At 72.3% G+C, this 21,994-nt stretch carries 26 protein-coding genes; 8 read left to right on the forward strand and 18 right to left on the reverse strand.

All coding sequences use genetic code 11. The annotated features are described in order from the left end of the window. Positions 1-158 precede the first annotated feature (158 nt). Genes mnhG through E2C06_RS13575 form a run of 7 tightly spaced genes read right to left on the reverse strand, consistent with a single transcriptional unit; the run spans position 159 to position 6,677 of the window. Positions 159-512 (reverse strand): monovalent cation/H(+) antiporter subunit G, encoded by a 354-nt coding sequence (gene mnhG, locus E2C06_RS13545; RefSeq protein WP_133289143.1) that lies wholly within the window; start codon positions 510-512, stop codon positions 159-161. Further along, positions 509-790, reverse strand: coding sequence for a K+/H+ antiporter subunit F (locus E2C06_RS13550; RefSeq protein ID WP_133289144.1), 282 nt, complete (start codon positions 788-790; stop codon positions 509-511). Before E2C06_RS13550 ends, mnhG begins: the two co-directional genes overlap by 4 nt. Then, complete coding sequence (locus E2C06_RS13555) at positions 787-1,278, reverse strand: Na+/H+ antiporter subunit E (RefSeq protein WP_133289145.1); 492 nt, start codon at positions 1,276-1,278, stop codon at positions 787-789. Before E2C06_RS13555 ends, E2C06_RS13550 begins: the two co-directional genes overlap by 4 nt. Then, complete coding sequence (locus E2C06_RS13560; protein ID WP_133289146.1) at positions 1,275-2,879, reverse strand: monovalent cation/H+ antiporter subunit D; 1,605 nt, start codon at positions 2,877-2,879, stop codon at positions 1,275-1,277. The genes E2C06_RS13555 and E2C06_RS13560 overlap by 4 nt, the downstream gene beginning before the upstream one ends. Then, complete coding sequence (locus E2C06_RS13565; protein WP_133289147.1) at positions 2,876-3,220, reverse strand: Na+/H+ antiporter subunit C; 345 nt, start codon at positions 3,218-3,220, stop codon at positions 2,876-2,878. The genes E2C06_RS13560 and E2C06_RS13565 overlap by 4 nt, the downstream gene beginning before the upstream one ends. Further along, the gene (locus E2C06_RS13570; RefSeq protein ID WP_133289148.1) at positions 3,220-6,159 is read right to left on the reverse strand and encodes a monovalent cation/H+ antiporter subunit A; all 2,940 of its coding nucleotides are present in this window, start codon (positions 6,157-6,159) and stop codon (positions 3,220-3,222) included. The genes E2C06_RS13565 and E2C06_RS13570 overlap by 1 nt, the downstream gene beginning before the upstream one ends. A gap of 56 nt (positions 6,160-6,215) precedes the next feature. Beyond that, entirely contained in the window at positions 6,216-6,677 is a 462-nt protein-coding gene (locus tag E2C06_RS13575) for a PTS sugar transporter subunit IIA (RefSeq protein WP_133289149.1), read from the reverse strand. A 658-nt stretch (positions 6,678-7,335) separates the two neighbouring features. On the opposite strand from E2C06_RS13575, the gene E2C06_RS13580 reads away from it, so the two are divergent. Next, the gene (locus E2C06_RS13580) at positions 7,336-7,632 is read left to right on the forward strand and encodes an RNA 2'-phosphotransferase family protein (protein WP_133289150.1); all 297 of its coding nucleotides are present in this window, start codon (positions 7,336-7,338) and stop codon (positions 7,630-7,632) included. A gap of 328 nt (positions 7,633-7,960) precedes the next feature. On the opposite strand, the gene E2C06_RS13585 is transcribed toward E2C06_RS13580, so the two are convergent. Continuing rightward, the gene (locus tag E2C06_RS13585) at positions 7,961-8,197 is read right to left on the reverse strand and encodes a hypothetical protein (RefSeq protein WP_133289151.1); all 237 of its coding nucleotides are present in this window, start codon (positions 8,195-8,197) and stop codon (positions 7,961-7,963) included. A gap of 402 nt (positions 8,198-8,599) precedes the next feature. Between E2C06_RS13585 and E2C06_RS13590 the strand changes: the two genes are divergently transcribed. The 6 genes from E2C06_RS13590 to E2C06_RS13610 all read left to right on the forward strand — a co-directional run bounded on the left by E2C06_RS13590 (position 8,600) and on the right by E2C06_RS13610 (position 13,407). Then, entirely contained in the window at positions 8,600-9,139 is a 540-nt protein-coding gene (locus tag E2C06_RS13590; RefSeq protein ID WP_133289152.1) for a hypothetical protein, read from the forward strand. 250 nt (positions 9,140-9,389) lie between these two features. Then, positions 9,390-9,512 carry a hypothetical protein gene (locus E2C06_RS40300; protein ID WP_277751824.1) on the forward strand — a complete coding sequence of 41 codons (123 nt, stop codon included), beginning with the start codon at positions 9,390-9,392 and terminating at the stop codon, positions 9,510-9,512. A gap of 199 nt (positions 9,513-9,711) precedes the next feature. Further along, on the forward strand, positions 9,712-10,665 hold the full coding sequence (locus tag E2C06_RS13595) for an extracellular catalytic domain type 1 short-chain-length polyhydroxyalkanoate depolymerase (protein WP_133289153.1): 954 nt from the start codon (positions 9,712-9,714) through the stop codon (positions 10,663-10,665). A gap of 295 nt (positions 10,666-10,960) precedes the next feature. Next, positions 10,961-11,383 (forward strand): CopG family transcriptional regulator, encoded by a 423-nt coding sequence (locus E2C06_RS13600; protein ID WP_133289154.1) that lies wholly within the window; start codon positions 10,961-10,963, stop codon positions 11,381-11,383. A 149-nt stretch (positions 11,384-11,532) separates the two neighbouring features. Further along, complete coding sequence (locus E2C06_RS13605) at positions 11,533-12,828, forward strand: extracellular catalytic domain type 1 short-chain-length polyhydroxyalkanoate depolymerase (RefSeq protein WP_133289155.1); 1,296 nt, start codon at positions 11,533-11,535, stop codon at positions 12,826-12,828. Positions 12,829-13,020: 192 nt separating this feature from the next. Continuing rightward, positions 13,021-13,407 (forward strand): DUF4112 domain-containing protein, encoded by a 387-nt coding sequence (locus E2C06_RS13610; protein WP_133289156.1) that lies wholly within the window; start codon positions 13,021-13,023, stop codon positions 13,405-13,407. A 306-nt stretch (positions 13,408-13,713) separates the two neighbouring features. Here E2C06_RS13610 and E2C06_RS13615 read toward each other — a convergent pair whose 3' ends face one another. The 4 genes from E2C06_RS13615 to hisF form a co-directional block, all read right to left on the reverse strand. Continuing rightward, a complete protein-coding gene (locus E2C06_RS13615) occupies positions 13,714-14,214 on the reverse strand; it encodes a cupin domain-containing protein (protein ID WP_133289157.1) in 501 nt (166 codons plus the stop codon). Positions 14,215-14,864: 650 nt separating this feature from the next. Beyond that, on the reverse strand, positions 14,865-15,242 hold the full coding sequence (locus tag E2C06_RS13620) for an HIT domain-containing protein (protein ID WP_133289158.1): 378 nt from the start codon (positions 15,240-15,242) through the stop codon (positions 14,865-14,867). A 163-nt stretch (positions 15,243-15,405) separates the two neighbouring features. Continuing rightward, a complete protein-coding gene (locus tag E2C06_RS13625) occupies positions 15,406-15,990 on the reverse strand; it encodes a phosphoribosyl-ATP diphosphatase (RefSeq protein WP_133289159.1) in 585 nt (194 codons plus the stop codon). Further along, positions 15,991-16,761, reverse strand: coding sequence for an imidazole glycerol phosphate synthase subunit HisF (gene hisF, locus E2C06_RS13630; RefSeq protein WP_133289160.1), 771 nt, complete (start codon positions 16,759-16,761; stop codon positions 15,991-15,993). It lies immediately after the preceding gene. A 377-nt stretch (positions 16,762-17,138) separates the two neighbouring features. Between hisF and E2C06_RS13635 the strand changes: the two genes are divergently transcribed. Next, positions 17,139-18,149, forward strand: a complete 1,011-nt coding sequence (locus E2C06_RS13635) for a lysylphosphatidylglycerol synthase transmembrane domain-containing protein (RefSeq protein WP_165982379.1) — start codon at positions 17,139-17,141, stop codon at positions 18,147-18,149. A gap of 141 nt (positions 18,150-18,290) precedes the next feature. Here E2C06_RS13635 and E2C06_RS13640 read toward each other — a convergent pair whose 3' ends face one another. The 6 genes from E2C06_RS13640 to hisB form a co-directional block, all read right to left on the reverse strand. Then, entirely contained in the window at positions 18,291-18,557 is a 267-nt protein-coding gene (locus E2C06_RS13640; RefSeq protein WP_133289162.1) for a hypothetical protein, read from the reverse strand. A gap of 103 nt (positions 18,558-18,660) precedes the next feature. After that, a complete protein-coding gene (gene hisA / locus E2C06_RS13645; protein ID WP_133289163.1) occupies positions 18,661-19,398 on the reverse strand; it encodes a 1-(5-phosphoribosyl)-5-[(5-phosphoribosylamino)methylideneamino]imidazole-4-carboxamide isomerase in 738 nt (245 codons plus the stop codon). Positions 19,399-19,530: 132 nt separating this feature from the next. Next, positions 19,531-20,139, reverse strand: coding sequence for a GNAT family N-acetyltransferase (locus E2C06_RS13650; protein ID WP_133289164.1), 609 nt, complete (start codon positions 20,137-20,139; stop codon positions 19,531-19,533). Continuing rightward, positions 20,136-20,786 (reverse strand): imidazole glycerol phosphate synthase subunit HisH, encoded by a 651-nt coding sequence (gene hisH / locus E2C06_RS13655; protein WP_133289165.1) that lies wholly within the window; start codon positions 20,784-20,786, stop codon positions 20,136-20,138. The genes E2C06_RS13650 and hisH overlap by 4 nt, the downstream gene beginning before the upstream one ends. Further along, positions 20,783-21,169 (reverse strand): DUF2628 domain-containing protein, encoded by a 387-nt coding sequence (locus tag E2C06_RS13660; protein WP_133289166.1) that lies wholly within the window; start codon positions 21,167-21,169, stop codon positions 20,783-20,785. Before E2C06_RS13660 ends, hisH begins: the two co-directional genes overlap by 4 nt. Continuing rightward, on the reverse strand, positions 21,169-21,771 hold the full coding sequence (gene hisB / locus E2C06_RS13665) for an imidazoleglycerol-phosphate dehydratase HisB (RefSeq protein WP_133289167.1): 603 nt from the start codon (positions 21,769-21,771) through the stop codon (positions 21,169-21,171). Before hisB ends, E2C06_RS13660 begins: the two co-directional genes overlap by 1 nt. Between the last annotated feature and the right edge of the window lie 223 nt (positions 21,772-21,994).

The following is a 21,994-nucleotide window of genomic DNA, read 5'->3' on the forward strand; positions in this document are numbered from 1 at the left end:
CCGCCTGATCACCGGTTGCGTTTATGATCGGAAGGTTTTGCCGGGCAGCGGCGCGGACCTGGGCAGTGCTGGTGACCGGCCGGGTGCCGGTGCGAAGGCGACGGCCCGTCCCGCCAGACGCGGCCGGGGCCAGATCGGCCGGCACTCGTTGCTGCCGATCACCGAGAGCCCGGCGGCGGTGGCACCGCCCCGCTTCTCTCGACCCGATCGCGGTAGAGCGCGGCGCGGGCCAGCAGCATGAGCGCGACGGGCGTGGTGACGACCATGAACACCGCGATCAGGATCTCATGCAGGACGAAGCGCGTCTGCAGCAGCGAGAAGAACAGCATCGAGGCCGCCAGTACACTGCCGATCCCGAGCGTGGTGCCGAGGGTGGGCGCATGGACGCGTTCGTAGAAGCCCGGTAGTCGCAGCAGGCCGAAGGAGCCGACGAGCGCGAGCCCGGCGCCCAGCAGCAGCAGCAGGGCCACGACCAGTGCCGCCCAGACGGGCAGGTCGGCCGCATGGGTCATTCGATCACCTCACCGCGCATGAGGAACTTCGCGAGCGCCACCATCGCGACGAAGCCGAGCAGCGTGATGAGCAGCGCCGCCTCGAAGTAGTGTGAACTGCCGGTGCGGATGCCGAAGACCAGCAGCAGCATCGCCGCGTTGACGTTGAGCGTGTCGAGCGCCAGCACGCGGTCCTGCGCCCGCGGCCCGAGCAGCAGGCGGACCACGGCGCAGCCCATCGCCGCCAGCAGCAGCAACTGCGCCAGCAGGACGGCCCAGGCGAGCAGCGCGACGCTCATTCGAAGATCTCCATCAGGCGCCGTTCCCATCTCTCCTTGACGATGCGCACCCACTCCGCTTCGTCGATCAGGTCGAGGACATGCAGCAGCATGGTGCCTTCGGTGGAATCGTATTCCACCCAGACCGTGCCGGGCGTCGCAGTGAGGATGCAGGCCAGCGCCGCCAGACCCTGGGGCGAGCGCATGTCGAGCGGGATGTGGACGAAGCCGGGCCGCCGCGTCCCTGCGACCGACCGGCCGAGGATGATCCGCACCACCGCGACGTTCGAGCGCACCACTTCTGCCAGTACGTCGCGCAGGAGGCCGGGCAGCACGGCCAGGCGGCGCAGCCGCAGGCGGGGCGGCGCCAGCGAGGCCAGCGCCCAGGAGCCGGCGAGCGCGATGGCGCCGCCGAGCAGGACGGCGCCGGGCGAGGCGCTCCCGGCCAGCACCAGCCAGGACAGCAGCAGCCCGAGCGCGATCAGCGGATGCGGCAGGATGCGCCTCATCTCGGGCCTGCCGCCGCCGGCAGCACCGCGCGCAGGTAGCCGGCCGGATCGTGCAGCGCCTGCGCCGCCGCGGCGGCATAGTCGAAGGCCGGGCCGGCGGCCATCGTCAGCAGGGCGCAGAGCGCAAGCAGCAGCGCCACGGGCAGGAACTCCACCACGCTGACGCGGACCGGGATCACGGACGGGGAAATCCAGAAGGCATCCATGCCGGCGCGCACCATGGCCACCACCGTCGTGAGCCCCGAAAGGATCAGCGCAGCCGTCACCACCCAGGCCATCGCCGGCGGCGGGCCGCCGCCCGGCGCCAGCAGCGGCGACAGCATGGCAAACTTGGCCAGGAAGCCGGAGAAGGGTGGCAGGCCGGCCAGCAGCAGCGCGCAGGCCAGGAAGGAGACGCCGAGGGTCGCCACCGCCGCGGGGATCGGCACGCCGACCGCATCCCGCTCCCCGGGCTCGCCATCCTCCTGGTCTTCGCCGGTGCCGAAGGCTTCGCGCGTCACGGCCAGCACGTCGGCGCCGATGTCGCGGCCGCGCTCGACGAGCTCGATCAGCAGGAAGAAGGCGCCGATCGCCAGCACCGAGCCGGCGAGGTAGAGCAGCGCGCCGGCGGTGACCTCTGCCCTCCCCAGGCCGATCGCCGTCAGCAGCGTCCCGGAGGAGACGAGCACGCTCGCCCCGGCCAGGCGCGCGAGGTTCTGGCTCGCCATCACCGCGACCGAGCCGAAGCCGAGCGTCAGCAGGCCGCCGAGGGTGAGCCAGGTGCCGCCGAATCCCGCGGAACCGCCCGCGCCGTCGCCGAACAGCAGCAGCCAGACGCGCAACACCGCGTAGATGCCGACCTTGCTGAGGATGGAGAGGATCGCCGCCGCCGGGGCGCTGGCTGCGGCATAGGTGCCCGGCAGCCAGAAGCCGAGCGGCCACATCGCGGCCTTGACCAGGAAGGCAATGCCGAGCACGGCAAGCCCGGCCTCCAGCAGCGCCCGGTCCGCGGCCGCGACGCCGCGCAGCCGGATGGCCAAGTCGGCCATGTTGAGCGTTCCGGCGATGCCATAGACGACGCTGACGCCGACCAGGAAGAGCAGCGACGCCACGAGGTTGATGACGATGTAGTGCAGCCCGGCCCGGACCCGCGCGGTGCCGGAGCCGTGCAGCGCCATGCCGTAGGATGCCGCGAGCATCACCTCGAAGAAGACGAAGAGGTTGAACAGGTCGCCGGTCAGGAAGGCGCCGTTCAGCCCCATGAGCTGGAACTGGAACAGCGGGTGGAACTGCACGCTCGCGCGGTGCCAGCGGGCCAGCGAGAAGACGAAGGCGGCGAAGCCGAGGACGGAGGTCAGCGCCACCATCATCGCCGAGAGCCGGTCCAGCGCCAGCACGATGCCGAAGGAGGCCGGCCAGTCGCCGAGCCGGTAGACCCGCACCTCCGGCGCATCCGCCAGGACCAGCAGGGCGGCCGAGAGTGCCAGCAGCGCGATCGTCGAGGCGAGGCCAAGCCCGGCGGCCAGCCCGCGCCAGCGGTTGCCCGCAAGGATCATCACGGCGCCCGCCAGCATCGGCACGACGATCGGGGCGATCACCAGGTGGTCGGTCCAGCCGGTCACCGCTCCCGCTCCCGCCCGTCGACGTGGTCGGTCCCGGTCAGCCCGCGCGCCGCGAGCAGCACGACCAGCAGCAGCGCCGTGGTGGCGAAGCCGATGACGATCGCGGTCAGCACCAGCGCCTGTGGCACCGGGTCGGCGTAGCGGGCCAGGCTCCCCACCTCGCCGGGCTGCAGGATGGCCTCGGCGCCGGTGCGCAGCCCACCGGTCGAGAAGATGAAGAGGTTCACCGCGTAGGACAGAAGCGCCAGGCCGATGATGACCTGGAAGGTGCGCGCCCGCAGCAGCAGCCAGACGCCGGAGCCCGCCAGCAGGCCGATCGCCAGGGAGACGACAAGCTGCATCAGTCCTCCCCCACCGTGGCGAGGAACCGCGCCGCGGGTGCCGACGCCGGCGACGCCGCGCGGCGTCCGCGCACGGACTGGTGGGCCAGGGCGACGAGCATCAGCAGGGTGGCGCCCACCACCAGGGCGAAGACGCCGATATCGAAGGCCAGGGCGCTGGCGGCTGGAACCTTGCCGATCACCGGCAGCTCGACATAGGCGAAATAGGAGGTGAGGAAAGGCCGACCGAAGGCCCAGGCGGTCACCCCGGTGCCGACGGACAGCAGCAGGCCCGCGCCGATCCACACCTGCGGCCGCAGCCAGCTCAGCCGGTCCTCGGTCCACTCGATGCCGCCGATCATGTACTGCAGGATCACCGCGATCGCCACGACCATGCCGGCCGAGAACCCCCCGCCCGGCAGGTCGTGGCCGCGCAGCAGCAGGAAGACGGCAACCAGCAGCATGACCGGGAAGAGCAGCCGCGCGAGAACGGCGGGCACCAGGAGCCAGTCGGCCGTCGGCCGCGCCTCGCCCGAGGCCGGCCGGGCTGCTGCCAGGGCATGCTGGTGCAACTGCTGCATCGGGGCCTCGAGGCTGTCCGGCGCGGGGCGGAAGCGGCGCAGCAGCGCGTAGGTGGCCAGCGCGACCGCGGCGACCACGAAGATCTCGCCCAGCGTGTCGAAGCCGCGGAAATCCACCAGCGTGACGTTGACCACGTTGGTGCCGCCGCCCTCGGTATAGGCGCGGGCGAGGAAGTCGAGCGCCAGCAGGTCGGGCGGGGTGCGCGTCATCACGGCGTAGGACAGCGTCGCCAGCCCGCCGCCGGCGCCGACCGCGATGCCGAGGTCGCGCAACCGCCGGGTCAGGGTCAGCACCTCCGGCCCGCGCTCGCCCGGGACGCGCCGGCGCTGCGGCAGCCAGCGCAGGCCGAGCAGCAGCAGCACGGTGGTGACGACCTCGACGGTGAGCTGCGTCAGCGCCAGGTCCGGCGCGGAGAACCAGACGAAGGTCAGGACCACCGCGAGGCCGACGCCGCTGACCAGGATCAGCGCCGCGAAGCGGTGGAACTTGGCCAGCACGGCGGCGCCGAGCGCGCAGGTCCCGCCCGCCGCCCAGATCAGCGCGAGGACCGGGTCGACCGGCGTGGAGGGCAGGTTGCCCGGCCCGAAGCCGCGCTGCCAGACCGCCGCGCCCCCGGCCAGGAAGGCGATGGCGAGGATCAGCCGCAGCTGCGGCTGCAGCCGGCGGGTGCCGGCGATCCCTTCCACCCGGCGCGCCAGCCGCCAGGAGAGGAACACCATGGCGCGCTCGAAGATGCGCCGCCCCTCGAGGTGGTGCAGCAGCGGCTCGCCCTCGACGTCGCTCCGCAGCCGCCGCTGCAGCAGCAGGTACAGAGCGACGCCGCCGGCCAGGGCGAGGAAGCTCATCAGCAGCGGCAGGTTCAGCCCGTGCCAGACCGACAGGCTGTAGTCCGGCACGTCGTTCCCCAGCACGGAGCGCACGGCGATGGCGAGGAAAGGCCCGACCGTTGCGGCCGGCAGGATGCCGACCATGATGCAGGTCAGCACGAGGATCTCGACCGGGAAGCGCATCCAGGTCGCCGGCTCGTGCGGGGCGCGCGGCAGGTCCACCGGGTCGGGGCCGAAGAACGCGCCGTGGATGAAGCGGAGCGAATAGGCGACGCTGAAGGCGCTGCCGAGCATTGCCGCGAAGGGCAGCATGTTGGCGAGGCCGAGCGGCGCGTCGGCCGAAATCGCCTCGGCAAAGAACATCTCCTTGGAGATGAAGCCGTTGAGCAGCGGCACGCCCGCCATCGCTGCCGCCGCGACCAGGGCGAGCCGCGCCGTGAAGGGCATGGACCGGTTCAGCCCCGACAGCTGCCGGATGTCGCGCGTGCCTGTCTCATGGTCGATGATGCCCGCCGCCATGAAGAGCGACGCCTTGAAGGCGGCATGGTTCAGCACGTGGAACACCGCCGCGACCAGGGCGAGCTCGCTGTTCAGGCCGAGCAGCAGGGTGATCAGCCCGAGATGGCTGATGGTCGAATAGGCCAGCAGCCCCTTCAGGTCGTTCTGGAAGATGGCGACGTAGGCGCCGAACAGCATGGTTACCAGGCCGGCCGTGCAGACGATCAGGAACCAGGCCTCGGTGCCCGCCAGCACCGGCCAGAGCCGCGCCATGAGGAAGATGCCCGCCTTCACCAGCGTCGCCGAGTGGAGGTAGGCCGAGACCGGCGTCGGCGCCGCCATCGCGTTCGGCAGCCAGAAGTGGAAGGGAAATTGCGCGCTCTTGGTCATCACGCCGAGCAGGATCAGCACCAGCGCGGTCGCGTACAGCGGATGCTCCCGGATGCGGTCGCCCGCGGCGAGCACCGCATCGAGCTCGTAGCTGCCGACGATGTGGCCCAGCGCCAGCACGCCTGCGAAAAGGGCAAGCCCGCCCGTGGCGGTAACGGTGAGCGCCATCCGGGCGCCGTCGCGCGCCGAGGCGGTATGGTGCCAGTAGCCGATCAGCAGAAAGGAGAAGAGACTCGTCAATTCCCAAAAAAAGGCCAGCTGCACCAGGTTGCCCGACACCACCACCCCCGTCATCGCGCCCATGAAGGCGAGCAGGAAGGCGAAGAAGCGCGGCACCGGATCGGCGTCGGCCATGTAGTAGCGGGCATAGAGCACCACGAGCGCGCCGATGCCCGTCACCAGCCCGGCGAAGAGCCAGGCGAGGCCGTCGAGACGCAGCGTCAGGTTGAGCCCGAGACTCGGCATCCAGGCGAACGTCGCCTGCACCACGCCGCCGTCCGAGACGGTCGGGTAGGCAGCCCACACCATCAGCAGGCCGATGAGTGCGACGCTGCCCGCCATGGCCGCCGCCGTGTTCCGGGCATGGGTGGGTAGCAGGCCGGCCGCGATGGCTCCGACGAAAGGCAGGACCACCAGGGTGAGGAGAAGCAGCGTATCGGGCATCGCGGTGTGTCAGTGTCCGGTTCGCGGAGCGTGCGTCGGATCGGCGCCTTGCGGCGTCACGTCGCCGCCGGGGACGGGCCGGCCAGGAGCGCCACCACGTCTTCCGCCGCTTTGGCGGAGCGCAGGTGCCGGAGCACCTGAGGTTCCCGGAGCGAACGGCAGGTGTCCGACAGGGTCGGCAGGAAGCCCTCGAGCGACGCTTCGGGCCACAGGACAAGGATGACGAGATCCACCGGCTCTTCGTCCCGCGCCTCGAAGTCGATCGGGCGCCGGAGCCGCGCGAACAAGGCCAGCGGCGGAGGATTGCCCTTGAGGGGCGCATGCGGCAGCGCGACGCCCCGGCCAAGCGCCGTGGATCCTAGCCGTTCGCGCTCGCGAAGGGCGTCCAGGATCTCGGTTTCGTCGCGCTCCGACCGGCGAGCCGCCTCGCTTGCCAAGCGCTCGAGGACACCACGCTTGCTCGTGGCATCGAGATCGAGAATGACATCGGCCACGGCGAGGTGGTCTGTGATCCCCATCGCTGTCTCCCATCCGCGGTCCGGTGGCCTCGGCTTGCGCCCGGCGCGAACTGGCCGATGCCCGCCACAGTCTGGGAGCGCGACAGGGACGCGCGAGCAGAGCCAAGACTTCCTGCGCGGAATGCAGGGGCAACCCACACGTCGCACATCAATGAACAGGGACCGCCTACCAAGCGGATTACCGGATGGCAACCAGCGGATCAGGTTTACGAAGTTTCTGGAGGAAGCGTGATCCTGCCGCGCGGCGTCGTTCGGCGACCAGAGGCCTGGCCTGTCCCGAGTCCATGTCGAGCCGGGGCATTCGGTGCGCCGCAGCAGTGCCGACGCAACCGCGCGGAAGCGTCGTGCAAGGGTGACGGTTGGGGCATGGACGCCGGGGTGCGGGGGGCTCCGTCCAGGACCGCACCGCCTTCGATGGGCTTGGTTCGCTGCGAGGATGGCAGGTCCCCGTCCGCTGGCGAACCGGCCATCGGCCCCCTTCAAGCCGAAGCCGCCTTGCCCGGGCCGCAACATGCCTGCCACGGCCGTCCTCGCACCGAGGCCTCGTCCCCTCACGACCAATGCGGAAACGGACTCCGTTGCGCGTTCCAGGATTTTATTAACTTATGGTTGAATGATCCATTGAATATGCCGCGGCATCGATATGCGGACCTGGCCCATGAACGCACCACTCTCCGATGCCACCAGCAGCGGCGACTTCGCCTTCCACGCTCTTTGCGGCCATGTCTCCGTTGCGGGGCTGCAAGTCGACGAGGAAGGCTGGGCGGAGGTGCCCTATGTCCTTCGCGCCCTCAAGGCCGAAGGGCATATTCTGTCCCGGTTTGCTTTCGAGCGGCTCGTCGCGACCGATCCGGCGAGACGCTTCGTCATGTCGGCCGACAGGCACCGCATCCGCGTCGTCCCGCCGCTACCCGCTGCGGCCATCACCTCCGCCGGCACGGCGGCGGTCGAGTAGGGCTCGGGCCGGGAAGCGCGGGCCCGCCGCGCCTTCCGCGGGATCGGATGGCCACCACCGGTGCGCGCCATCGCGGGCAACTCAGGAAGGGGAGCCCGCCGGCCGGCGGGCTCCCCTTCCGGCGGGCCGGTCGCGGGTGTCCAGCCTGGCCGACGAGCAACGGTACCTGACGCACGGCGTCCCGACCTGCGGCCCGCAGGGCCGAGGCGCCGAACGGCACCTGCCGCCGGTGCGGCGAATTCGAGCCGTGCGGGGGCACGGCGCCCGGCGTCCGAGGGGCACGAAGGGATGGCCTTCGTGCCCCTCGGTATGAGTCCGGCATCACCCATCAGCCGCCGGGCCCCTCCGCCGGGGCGATGAGGCTGTGGCACTCGCACCACCGAAGCATGGCCCATGCCGGGTGCAGGTCGACATTGGCCGCGGCCGGGAAGGCGCCCTGTCGCCGCTGCGCCAGCAGCGCGCCGGGCCTCCCCGCTTGCTCCTGGCAGACGCGCGGCGAAGGCAGGTGTCGGGCGGCGATCCGGTCCAGCAGCCCGCCGTGCGGGATGGCGCCCAGTCCCCGCATGGCTTGCTGTCGGCTTGACGCGCCGCGCGAGGAGTGGGCGAGCGGGTCGTCGGCAAGCCGTGCCGAGTGTGCCCGACGAACGGGTTTCACCGCAGATGTCCCGCGTGAAGCATCGCTCGGGAATCCCGTGAACGGCATCGCCCCGAGGCGCAATGCGGCGCGTGCCGACGCGACGCGGGGCCCCGATCGGGCAAGCGCCTTGGCACATGCTGAATGAAACATGCATCCTGCGGCACCGATTGCCGTCGGAGGCGTGCATCACGGCAAGATAATATGAAATAACTGCCGCGGCCCGGCACAACCCGCGATCCGTTTCCATGTTAAATGCAGTGCCTTGTTCATTGCCCCGGGTCCTGGTGTCGCTCTCACCGGCCCTGGTCGCATCCGCAAGCCCGGAGCCACATGTCTGAAGCTGATCGCGTCTTTTCCCGCATGACCACCCCTGGGCGCCCCCGCTCCGCGGAGGATAAGCAGTTCCTGCACGTCACCTCGCGGCGGCGTGGTGCCGTTGCCGGGCAGAGCCGCGTGGTCGAGGTCGTCCACCGCAGATCGGGCGGCATGGCAGCCCCGGCAGAGCCGGCGCCTTCCGCATCCTGGCCCGAGGGGGACCAGGGCCGCTCGGCCTTGGCCCTGCCGTCGGCCGAAGATCCCGCGCCTACCGCGGCCCCCGTCGCGCCGGTCGGCCATCTCATGCCGGGTTGGGAACCGCTGCTGCGGCCGGTCGAGCCGACCGAACCGGCCGGCAAGATCCCGGCGGGCATGCGGTCCCGGCCGCCGGTCGCCAAGCCGGAACGGCCGGTGAAGCGAACGGCATCGACCCCACGCGCCTTCGCCGATCCCTTCGCCGTGGACGACAGCGGCGCGAACTGCATCCGCTGCGGCTACCTCGTCTCGCCGGCACGCGAAAAGCGCGGCTTGATGACCTGCGCGCGGTGCCGCTAGCGCGGCTGCCGCAACGACGCTTCGCCGGACACCGCGCGACCGGAGGTGGGGCCCATGGCACCGGCGGCGGCAACGCGCGGGTGCCGGCCCCGGTGCTCCGACAGCCGGCGGCACCATCTCGGCCGGGGCCCATCCATCCGGCGGACCGGCGGTATCCCGTCGACGGGTCGGCCCTGCGTCCCGCATGCCCCCATCGTCTGCGGTGACGGCGGCGGCCTGAGAGGCAGACGCCACATCAGGGGCTCGACACATGGCCCGGACCGACACCGTGGCCGACCTGCTGGGCGAGGCAGCCACCCATGGCTTGGCCACCGCCTGTTCCAGCGGCTGCGTCATCGCCATCGAGGCCGGGCTCAGCCGGCTCGTCTGCTGAGCAGGATCGAGCCGGGCTCGGCCATGATGCGCCGGGCAGGGCCTGCCGCGTCGCAGGATGCCGGCGCCGGATGTCCGCCCGATCCGCCGCGATCCAGCTCCCAGCCCCACAGGCGCCGCGGCGGGGTACAACCCGGCCGATGAAGTCTCCGCGCAGCAGGCACCCCGTCACGGGTCACCTGCAACGGGCGACAAGGACCATGTCGGCGCTGCTGTCGATCTGGCGTCCGGCACCGAAGGACGCCAAGCAGACGGCCGCCGTGGACCGGGTGACCGCGGTCGCCGACTTCGGCTCGAATCCCGGAGGGCTGCGCATGCTGGTCTACGCGCCGGCCCGGCTGCCGCCGGACGCCCCGTTGATCGTCGTGCTGCATGGCTGCCAGCAGGACGCCGCCGGCTTCGCCGCCAGTGCGGGCTGGCTGGCCCTCGCCCGGCGCCTCCGCTGCGCTTTGGTCCTGCCGGAGCAGACGGCCGAGAACAACCGCGGCCGTTGCTTCAACTGGCACCGCCCCGTCGATGCACGGCGCGGCGGCGGAGAGGCCGGGTCGATCCGGCAGATGGTGGCTGTCGCGACCAGGCGCTTCCGCTCCGACCGGCGACGGGTGTTCGTCGTCGGCCTGTCCGCCGGCGGGGCGATGGCCGCGGCGCTGCTGGCCGCCTACCCCGCGACATTCGCCGCCGGGGCCGCGATAGCCGGCATGCCGGTCGGCTCGGCGAGCAGTTCCGCCATGGCGCTCCTGCGCATGCACCGTGCCGACCCCTACCGCAGCCGCACCGCCCTGGCGGCCGCCATCCAGGTCGCCGTCCCCGCCCGCCCGGCGCGGTCCTGGCCACGCCTGTCGATCTGGCAGGGCGGCCGCGACCGCACGGTGAACCCGGCCAATGCCGAGGCCCTCGCCGCCCAGTGGGCCGCGCTGCACGGCTTCGACGCGTCGCCCACCACCGAGACCGCGCCGGCGCCCGGCATCCGGTGCCGGGCCTGGGGCAGGCCGGGCCGCGCCGCGGTCGAGCTCTGGACCATCGCGGATATGGGGCACGGCTTCCCGGTCGACCCGCGTCGCGCGGACGGCGAATGCGAAGGGCCCTGGGTGGTCGATGCCGGCCTGTCGGCGGCTCGCCGCATCGCGGCGTTCTGGGGCATCGACCGAGGATAGCGAGGGCCGGGGGCGACGATGCCCGCCGTCGCGCAGGGCGTCGCCGCGGTGCTGCCGCGGCCATGCCCGGTTGCGGCGCGGGTGACGGTCGCGCGGTCGGCGCCGCGCGTCCCCTCCCGGCAGGCAAGGCTTGGTCCCGGCGGACCGGTCGCGGTCGGCCGGCGGAACCCGATCCAGCATGCCCGCGGGGAGCAGAGCACGCGGACGAGACCTCGGTGGCAGGGGGTTCCGCCTTGAACGGGCCCGGGCACCCTCCATATACCATCCACACAGATGGTAGGGGGATGTTGTGGGGATGGCCGACAATGTGCACGAGTTGCGGCCCAGGACCGGCGGCGACACCGAGAAGATCACCATCAACCTCGGCTACGTCGATCTCGGCCATATCGACCTGCTGGTCCAGGACGGCTTCTACTCGAACCGCACGGACTTCATCCGCACCGCGATCCGCAACCAGGTCGAACGGCATGCCGACGCGACCAGGCAGTCGGTCGCCCGGAAAAGCCTGGATCTCGGGCTGCGGCATTTCAGCCGCGCGGATCTCGAGGCGGTGCGCGCGGCGGGGCAGCGGCTCGACATCCGGGTGCTGGGCCTCGCCAGCATCGCGGCCGATGTCACGCCGGAACTCGCCCAGGCGACCATCGCCTCGATCTCGGTCCTCGGCGCGCTGCAGGCCAGCGCCGCGGTGAAGGCCGCGCTCGCCGACCGCACCCGCTGATCGGCCCCCGCCGCACCGCGTCCCGCCGACTGCCGTCCCGCATCGGACGGCGACCACCCGCTTCCACCACCGGCATTCCCCGACGGGATGCAGGCCGGGTCCGCTTGCGACCAGGGCTGACCCGCATCCACGCATTGAAGGCACCAGACATGAACGCGATACCCCCGAACCACATGCTCGAGGCGACCCGCCTCACCCGCGAAGGCAAGCTGACCGAAGCCTCCGCGCTGCTGCAGCGCCTGTTCCGTGGCGAGGCGCCGGACGACAGCGCGGCCACCGGGCCGCAGGACACCACGGCACCGGCGGCCGGGCGCCAGCCCCGCATGTTCGACGTCGATCCCGAGACGGGCGAGGCGTCGGGTCCCGCGCCCGCTCCGGACCTCCGCAAGGCAACAGCCGGGCGCTGGCCCAGCGGTGGCCTGGGCGCGGCCACGATGCCGCAGCCGCGGCAGATGCCGGAGGCGCTGCGTGGCTTCCTCGACCAGATCGGCCAAGGCGGCCTGGCGGAGGGCCTCGGCGGACTGGCGCAGGGTCCGGTGGCGCGCGCGGCCGGGCCGTTGCCGGACGGCGCCCAGTTCGTGGCCGGCAGCTTCGCCAACGACGCCGGAAGCCGTGGCTACAAGCTCTACATACCCGGCCGCCATCGCGGCCAGCCGGTGCCACTGGTCGTCATGCTGCACGGCTGCACCCAGTCGCCCGACGACTTCGCCGCCGGCACGCGGATGAACGCGCTGGCCGAGGAGCATGGCTGCCTGGTCGTCTATCCCGGCCAGACCCAGGCCGCCAATGCGCAGAAATGCTGGAACTGGTTCAGCCCCGGCGACCAGCGGCGCGACCTGGGCGAGCCCGCGCTGATCGCCGGCATCACCCGCCAGGTCATGCGCGACCACGCGGTCGATCCGCGGCGGGTCTATGTCGCCGGGCTGTCCGCCGGCGGTGCGGCGGCCGCGATCATGGGGCAGGCCTATCCCGAGCTCTACGCCGCGGTGGGCGTGCATTCCGGGCTGGCCTGCGGCGCGGCGCGCGACATGCCCTCGGCCTTCGCCGCCATGCGGCAGGGCGCCCCGGCGGCGCAGCAGGCACATCGCGGCGTGACCCCCGACGACCACCGGCGGATCGTGCCGACCATCGTGTTCCATGCCGACAAGGACCATACGGTGAACCCGCGCAACGCCGACCAGGTCATCGCCCAGTCCGCCGCATCCGGCGACCTTCGGACCGAAGTGCTGCGCGGGCAGGTGCAGGGGGGCCACCGTTACACCCGCACCCTGCACACCGACGCCGGCGGCAAGCCGGTGCTCGAGCAATGGCTGGTGCACGGCGGCGGGCATGCCTGGTCCGGCGGCAGCCCCGCCGGGTCCTATACCGACCCGCGCGGCCCCGATGCGTCGCGCGAGATGCTCCGCTTCTTCCTGGAGCACCCGCAGGCCGGCAAGGGCGCGTGAGCGTGCCGGCGCGGTCGCAGGTCGTCCCGCCGGGACGGCGTCCGCGTCGACGCACCGCGCGCCAAGGACCGCAGGAAGGCAATCCCCTGCCCAGGCCGGGGACCGCCCGCTCCAGGACCGGCAGCCACGGCCATGACCGTGCCGCCGGGGCCGGCCCTGCGGCGTTCTGAAGCCCATCCCCTTGAGGTCCCCATGATCCGCCACCCGACCCTCGACGCATCCGCGGCGCCGCGCGCCGCACCGAACCTGCGGTCCCCTGCCCGGCTGGAAATCATCGCCGACCTGCTCGACAGCCGCTGGCGCATCCCCGGCACCGGCATCCGCTTCGGGGCGGACGCGCTCCTCAGCCTGCTGCCCGGCCTGGGGCCGGTCGTGTCCACGGTGCTCTCCGGCTACCTGATCTGGGAGGCCCGCCGGCTCGGCGTCTCGACCGGGACGGTGCTGCGCATGGTCGGCAACGTGGGGCTGGACGGGTTGATCAGCGCGGTACCGGTGGCCGGTGCGGTCGGCGACGTCTTCTTCCGCGCCAATCGGCGCAACATGGCCCTGCTCCGGCGGCATCTCGCCCGGCCGGCGTGAGGACGCGCGACGGCAGGCCCGGGCCGGGCGGCCTTCCGGACTCGCGGCATGACCGTCCTGGAGATCGCCCGCCTGGGCCGCTCGTCCTGCGCGGACGCTGCCCGCCCGTCGCCGGTCCCGGCGCGCCGGAGATCCGCCGCCCGGTGCGCGGCGCCCTCGAGACGCTGGCGGACGCGCCCGGGGCGGGCCTCGCCGTGCCGCAGGTCCATCTCCCGTTGCGGCTCTCCGTCTTCCGCATGCGGCTTCACGGGAATGCCGGGCGATGCCGTCATCGGCAATACGCCGATGGTCGAGCCGGCCGGGGCTTCAGCCGATCGGCGGGCCCAGCACTTCGATGCCGTTCTCGGCGCAGATCTGCGCCAGCCGGGCCTGCATCTCCGGGGTCGGCTCCTGCGGCTCGGGCAGGCTATCCGACGGCGCCACGACCGAGGCTGCGCGCAGCATGGCCTCGAACCCGCCCGTGCTGACGATGAGGACGCGCGCGCCGCCTGGCGACAGGACCTTGAACCCGTGCGGGATGCCCCGGGCGAGGTGAACCACATCCCCCGCCTTGGCATGCAGGATACGCTCCGCCTGCTTGCAGCGGATCTCGCCGTCCAGCAGGTAGAAGGTCTCGTCTTCATCATGGTGCACGTGATAGGGCGGCCCGAAGCCGGCCGGCATTCTATGCTCCGTGATCGAGAAGCCGCCTTTATGCTCTGCCCTGGCGAGATGCACGGTGACATGGCCATTCATGAACCAGAGGCTTCTGGCTTCCGCGGTTCGGGACATGGCTTTCTTTCCCCCAGTTGGCACGTCAGCCGCCATCAGCGCCGGAAGCCTATTCCATCTTCCGTCGTCGGCAAAATGTCGCCGTCTCGCGGGGCCAGTCCCGCCGCCGGCCCTGTCGGCACGTGCGGCGCGCAGGACGCGGAGCGTGCGCCACACGGCCCGGCCATGTGCGCCCTCGCCCTGGGGTTGCCATCACCGCATCCTGGCCTGCCTTCCGGATAAGGCGAGGCCCTGGGCGGAGGGCGCGGATCCGTGGGCAAATCCGGCCGGATCGCGTCCGGCACGGGCCAGTTCGATCCCCTGGTGCCGGACCGCCGGCGCCCAAGGCCGGATGGGTTCTGGGCATCGGGGGACGCCTCACGCGGAAGCTTCGTTGATGTTCACCGGGACGGCGCAAACCCATGGTGGCCCGACCCGATGCACGCGGCGGCTTTTCTTGCGCCGGCGACTCCGCTCAGGACAGCAGGCTAGCCTTGCGGACCCGGCATCTGGATTGCCTCGGCGATTTCCTCGGCGCGATCGGATCGCCGTGCCAGTCGGGTTGTCACTGGCTGCGTCGCTGATCGGCGTTGGGCAAGGCCGCCCGGAATGATCTGGCTGCCCTGCAGGTGTTCTCCCGCAACCGGAGCGTTACCGCTTGGGATCCGTGGGACAACCAGCGGCACGGTGACAAGTCCACCGGCACCTCACAGCGGCACCATGCGCCCGACCCGGCGGCCGCCGAAGACATGGACGTGGAAATGCGGCACTTCCTGGCCGCCGTCCTGGCCCATGTTGGACAGGATGCGGTAGCCCGTCGCCTCCAGCCCCTGCCCCTTCGCCACCGCCGAGACCATCCGCCAGAAACCGGCGATCGCGGCATCCCCGGCGCCGGCATGGAAGTCGGCGGCGCTGACCCAGCGGCCCTTCGGGATCACCAGCACATGCACCGGCGTTTGCGGCGCGATGTCGTGGAAGGCGAGGGCGTGCTCGTCCTCGGCGATCCGCTTGCAGGGGATTTCGCCGCGCAGGATGCGGGCGAAGATATTGGCGTCGTCGTAGGGCGGCAGGCCGGTGACGGACATGTCGGTGGGTCCCTCGGTGGTGGCAGCAAGGCAGGGCCGGGGAGGAAACGGCATTCCCTCGCCAGGTCCCTCCCTTCCTTTCCCTGGGCCGGCGCTCGCCACGCGGTGGCTGCCGGACTCGGAGAAACAGATGGGGATCCGGGGGAACGCCTTCCCCCGGCCTTCACGGCAGCTTGGTCGTCCGCGCCGCCCGCACGATCCCCTTGGGCCGCGCCGCCTTCTCGGCGATGCCGCTGATCCCCTCCCGCCGGCGCAGCTCGGCCCAGACCTCCTCCGGCCGGATGCCGGCATCCACCCAGACCACCAGCAGGTGGTAGAGCACGTCGGCACTCTCGAGGATCGTCTCGGCGCGGTTGCCCTGCACCGCCTCGATCACGCATTCCACCGCTTCCTCGCCCAGCTTCTGGGCGACCTTGGCGGTGCCGCGCGCCAGCAGCCGGGCGGAATGGCTGGCTTCCACGTCGCCCGCCGCGCGACGGTTCTCCACCGTCTGCCAGAGCCGGTCGAGCACCGTGGCGTCGCCGCCGGTCACCGCCAGGTCCAGCGGCAGCAGGTGCCGTGCTTCCGCCTTGCGGACCGCCCTGGGTGGCTTCTTCGCCTTGGCCGCGACATTGGCCGGCAGCGGCAGCAGGGCGCGCTTCTTGGCCGGCTTCTTCTTCGCCTTGGTCGGCGCGCCGGCGGCCAGCGGCAGCGCGACGCGCGCCTTGGTCAGCTTCTTCTTCGCCGTCTTGGTGGTGTCCTTGCCCATTCAGGCAGCCTCCGCGAGGGGGCGCACCGGCAGGCCGGCGGCGGCCAGCGCCGCCTTGGCATCCGCGATGCGGTACTCCCCGTAGTGAAAGACGCTGGCCGCGAGCAGGCCGCTGGCGCCGGCCAGGGCGCCCTCGACGAAATGCCCGACCGTGCCGACCCCGCCCGAGGCGACCAGCGGCAGGTTCACCCGGGACCGGATCGCCCGCAGCAGGTCGAGGTCGAAGCCCGACTTGGTGCCGTCCCGGTCCATCGAGGTCACCAGCAGCTCGCCCGCCCCGGCTGCGGCCATGCGGTCCGCCCAGCCGACGGCGTCGATCCCGGTCCCGCGGCGGCCGCCATGGGTGAAGACCTCCCACCGCCCCTCGGCGACGCGGCGGGCATCGATCGCGACGACGATCGCCTGGCTGCCGAAGGCCTCCGCCGCGCGGGTGACCAGCCCGGGCTCGGCCACCGCGGCGCTGTTGATGCTGCACTTGTCGGCGCCGGCCAGCAGCAGGCGGCGGACGTCCTCCACCGAGCGCACGCCGCCGCCGACGGTCAGCGGGATGAAGACCTCGGCCGCGGTGCGGGAGACCACGTCATACATGGTGTCGCGGTTCTCGTGCGTCGCGCCGATGTCGAGGAAGGTGACCTCGTCCGCGCCCTCCCGGTCGTAGGCCCGGGCCTGTTCCACCGGGTCGCCGGCATCGCGGAGCGAGACGAAGTTCACGCCCTTCACGACGCGGCCGTCCTTCACGTCGAGGCAGGGGATGACGCGGAGTGCGAGCACGGGTCCACCTGTGCAGGAATAGGGTGCGCCCAGCGGCGCGGGAGGTGCGCTTGCGGCGGAATGCGCCGGGGGTCAAGCACGGATCGGGGGATCGCGCCGGCCGCCGGAAAGGGCGGTCGCGACCGGGCGTCCGGGGCAGGTCACGTGGCATGAAGTCGGCTTTTCCAGGGTTGCACAATCCTGGGTTGCCGCAATGCCCCGACCGGCGCATCCCGCGCCGTCGGCGCCGAGCGCCGGCCGCCTTTCCTCGCGCTGCCGCCGGCCCATGCCGGCTTCGCCCGCGGCAATGCCGGTGCCTGGAGCATCCGGAACCCCTTCCATGCCGCTGGCGCCATAGTGTAGCGCCGCGCGGTCGCCTCCGGCGCTATGGCGGGGTGGTGCAACGCAATATCCTCTCCCCGCCCCCCGCCGAGGCCGCCTCCCTGCCGCAGGACCGGGAGGCCGGCGCGCCGCCCCGGCTGGGCCGCGCCCTGGCGCGCACCGCGGCGACGCTGGCCGCCTTTCTCGCCGCCTGCGGCCTGGTGCTGTGGTTCGCGCGGGACAGCGATGCCGCCGCCGCCGCGGCGCTGCTCTCCCCGGTGACCATCGCCGCCTGCCTGGGCTTGTCCTTCTGCAACTACCTGGCGCGCGGGGCGCGCTGGGTGGTGCTCGGCCGCGCCTTCGGCGTGGCGGCGCCGGCCCGCGCCCAATTGCTTTATTTCTTCGCCGGCTTCGCCCTGACCGTGACCCCGGGCAAGGTGGGGGAGGTGGTGCGGCTCTGGCTGCTCAACCGCCACCACGGCGTGCCCTATACCCGCAGCATGCCGCTGCTGGCCGGCGACCGGGTAATGGACATGGTGGCGATCTGCCTGCTCGCCCTGGCCGGTGCGGCGCTGACCAGCCAGTACGTCGCGGTGACCGCGGTGCTGGCGGTGGTCTGCGTCGCGCTGCTGGCGGCGCTGACCCATGCCGGGCTGCTGCTGCAGGTGGTGGACTGGGTGGAGCGCCGGGTGCGCCGGGCGCCGAAGCTGTTTGCCCGGGCGCGGGAGGTCTGCGCCACCCTGCCGGCGATCGGCCGGCCCGCGGTGCTCTGGCCGGCGCTCGGCCTTTCCCTGCTGGGCTGGCTGGCGGAATGCCTGGTGCTGATGCTGGTGCTGCATGCGCTGGGCACCGCGATGGGGCTCGGCGGCAGCATGCTGGTCTTCTGTCTCTCGGCCGTGGCCGGGGCGGTCTCGCTGATGCCGGGCGGCCTCGGGGCGGCGGATTTCAGCCTGCTCGGCCTGCTGCGGCTGGTCGAGGTGCCGGAGGCGGCGGCCATCGTCACCACCATCCTGGTGCGGCTCGCGACGCTGTGGTTCGCGGTGGTGCTGGGCTTCCTGACGCTGCCCTTCGCGCTGCGCCGGAGGTGAGGCAAGGCCAGGGCGGAAGTATCCTCCCTGGCCCTCCTCTGTTTCTCTGAGTCGGGACTCGCTGCGCGGTGGCTGCCCGACCCACAAAAGGGAAGGGTGGGGTTTGGGGAGGGAACACCTGTTTCCCTCCCCAATCTTTTCCTACCAGCGCGGGCCCCAGCCATAGCCGCGCGGCGGCTCGTAGCGGCGCTCCTCCCGCATCCGGTGGCGCTGCCAGGCCCATTCGCGGGCCCGCCGGGCCTCGGCCCAGTTGCGGCGCGCCTCGTGCTCGCGCCAGCCCTGGTCATAGCCGTAGGCGGGGCGGCCGTAGCCCCGGCCGCCGCCACCCCAGCCATCATGGGCGGAAGCGGCGCCGGCAAGCAGCGGCAGGGAGGCAAGGGCGGCGAGAAACGCGGTCCTGATCTTCATGGCGGCACCCTCCTGAGGAGCCAGGATCAGGAGGATGCCCATGCGGCGCGGCGGGGTCAGGGCCGCGGCATGGCGGCGCGAAGGCAGGGGGTGCCGAAGTGTTTCAGCGCGACGCGACCAGCGCCAGCGCCGCCGCCGGGTCGATCCGGCCGTCATAGAGCGCGCGGCCGATGATCACGCCCTCGATCCCCTCGGAGGCCACCGCGGCCAGCGAGGCCAGGTCGTTGAGCGAGGCGACGCCGCCCGAGGCGATCACCGGCAGCCGCACGGCGCGGGCCATGGCCAGCGTCGCTTCGAGGTTCACCCCGCCCAGCATGCCGTCGCGGTCGATGTCGGTGTAGATGATGGCCGCCGCCCCGGCATCCTCGAACCGCTTGCCGAGGTCGGTGGCCGGCACCGTGGACACCTCGGCCCAGCCCTCGGTCGCCACCAGCCCGCCGCGGGCATCGATGCCGACGGCGACGCGGCCGGGATAGGCGCGGCAGGCGGCGAAGGCGAAGTCCGGGTCCTTCACCGCGGCCGAGCCGAGGATGACGCGGCGCACCCCGCGTTCCAGCCAGGCCTCGACCGTTTCCATGTTGCGGATGCCGCCGCCGAGCTGGACCGGGACGCGCGGGATGGCGGCGATGATGGTCTCGACCGCGGCGGAATTGGCCGGGCGGCCGGCGAAGGCGCCGTCCAGGTCCACCACATGCACCCAGGGGAAGCCGATCGCGGCGAATTTCCGCGCCTGCGCCCCCGGCTCGGCCGAATAAACCGTCGCCTGCGCCATGTCGCCGCGCTTGAGGCGCACGACCTGCCCGCCCTTGAGGTCGATGGCGGGATAGAGCGTCAATGCCATGTGACTATTGTCCCGATTCCGAAGCGCGCCGCCAGTGGCGGCGCCCTGCGGATCGCGCCCCTGGCCTGCGTTCTCAGTCGCCTGCCGGTCCGCGCCCCCCGCAGCGCGGCTGCGGGTATCGCGGTCAGGCCGTTAGCGACCCATCACCTTCCCGGTGCTGCGGCCGCGGCCGGGCTCCAGAAGCTTGAAGTAGTAGTGGCCGGCAACCGTCCGCCCATCGACGCGCGCATAGGCGGGGTGGGTGCCCCAGCGCTCATAGCCCAGGGCCTCGAACAGCGCGATGGCGGTGGACTGCGTCTCCCGCACGTCGAGGTTCACGACACGGTGGCCGAGCGAGGCGGCGCGCTCCTCCAGCCGGCGGATCAGCAGCCGGGCCAGGCCATGCCCGCGGGCATAGGGGGCGATGTAGGCGTGGGTAAGGGTGGCGCCGAAGGCCTGCGCCTCGTTGTTGCGGGGCGGGCGGACCAGCTGCGCGCTGCCGACCACCATGCCGTCCAGCTTGGCGATGAACAGCTCGCGTTCCGGCACCAGCAGCACGCCGCGGAAGTGGCGCTGCAGCGCGGCGCGGCCCTGCGGCTCGACCCAGCCGAAGCCGCCGCCCTCGATGATCGCGGCGTCGGTCGCCTCGCAGAGCTCGGCCATGTCGTGGTCGTCGAGCTCGGCCACCCGCTCGACCGAGAGCTCGGGCTGCGGCGGCAGGAGGGCTTCGGCCATGTCGGCCGGGCCGCGAGGGTTGCTCATGGCGTCCACCGGAGGAAATTGGCGAGGATGCGCAGGCCCACCGAGGCGCTCTTCTCGACATGGAATTGCGTGCCGGCGACATTGCCGCGCCCGACGATGGCAACGACGGGCCCACCATAGTCGGTGGTCGCCAGCACCTCCTCGGCACGATAGGCGCTCAAGGCATAGGAATGAACGAAATAGGCGTGCTCGCCGGGTGTTATTCCCGCGAGGAGCGGATGAGCCCCGGCCCGGAAGTCGAGCGTGTTCCAGCCCATCTGCGGCAGGGGCAGCGGCGCGCCCTCCGGACCCCTGGGCGCCATCGGCGCCATCTCGCCCTTGATCCAGCCGAGCCCGGCGGTGACGCCGTGCTCCAGGCCGCGCTCCGCCATGATCTGCATGCCGACGCAGATGCCGAGCAAGGGGGTGCCGGCGGCGACCTGGCGCTCAAGCGTGTCCACCATGCCGGGCAGGGCCGTCAGGCCGCGCATGCAGGCGGCGAAGGCGCCCTGGCCGGGCAGCACCAGGCGGTCGGCCGCCGCGGCCTCGGCCGCGTCGCGGGTGACGGCGGCGGTCACCGTGATGCCGGCCATGCCGGCGGCGCGGTCGAGCGCCCGCAGCACCGAGGCGAGGTTGCCCGAGCCGGGATCGACGACGGCGACCCTCATGCCGGCAACGACCGCGCCAGGTCCGGCCGGGCATCGAGCAGCCGGGCCAGCGCCGCGTCCTGGTCCGCCGCGGCGACCACATGCGCCGCGGGCCGGCCGCGCCGGGCGAGCGCCGCGCGGCGCAGGTCCTGGGCATGCGCGCCGATCAGGAATTGCAGGGCCAGCGCCACGGGCAGCGCCGCCGCCTCCGGCACGAAGGCGGCCAGCAGCAGCACCAGGCCGAGATAGCCGATCGCCTCGAGCCAGAGCCGGTGCAGCAGCAGCCAGGGCAGGGCGAAGAGGAAGGCGCCCCAGGCGAAGCCTTCCCGCACCAGGACGGGCATGCGCCGGGCCCGGGCCGGCGTCGCGGCACCGCGCGGCAGGTGGACGGTCCAGATGCGCATCAGGCCTCCAGGACCCCCTTCGTGGAGGGCACTGCATCGGGACTGCGCGGGTCCGTCTCCACCGCCATGCGGAGGGCACGGGCCAGCGCCTTGAAGCAGGCCTCAGCGACATGGTGCGCGTTGGTGCCGGCCTTCAAGGTCACATGCAGGGTAATGCCGGCATTGAAGGCGAAGGCGCGGAAGAACTCCTCGAACAGCTCGGTGTCCATCTCCCCCACCTTGTCGCGGGCGAAAGGGACCGACCAGGCGAGGAAGGGGCGGCCGGAGATGTCGATGGCGGCCTCGGCCAGCGCCTCGTCCATCGGCAGCAGGGACTGGCCGTAGCGGCGGATGCCGCGCTTGTCGCCGAGCGCCTTTCTCAGCGCCTGGCCGAGCACGATCCCGACATCCTCGGTCGTGTGGTGGAAGTCGATATGGAGGTCGCCCTTGGCCTCGACCGCGAGGTCGAGCAGGGCGTGGCGGCCGAGCGCGGTCAGCATGTGGTCGAGGAAGCCGATGCCGGTGGCGACCCGCACCTGGCCGGTGCCGTCGAGGCTGACGGTGGCGCGGATGTCGGTCTCGGCCGTGGTGCGGCTGACGGTGGCGGTGCGGGCGGCGCTCATGGCCGCTTCCTACGCTTCGGGGCGGGGGGTCGCAACGGGCAGGTGGGAAGGGGGCGGCATCGGGCCGGCGGAACCGGCCCGGATCAGGGTGACGCCCGGCGAAAGCACCGGGGGACAGTGCGGTTTCGTGCGGACACCCGGGGCCCTGCGGGCGCATGGTCCGCGCATCGTCCGCAGCGCCCCCCGGCGCGGGCGACAGAGAGAGGCCAGTGCTCCCGCCGAC

Origin of the sequence: Dankookia rubra (assembly GCF_004355005.1) — a bacterium.
Lineage (GTDB): Bacteria > Pseudomonadota > Alphaproteobacteria > Acetobacterales > Acetobacteraceae > Paracraurococcus > Paracraurococcus ruber_A.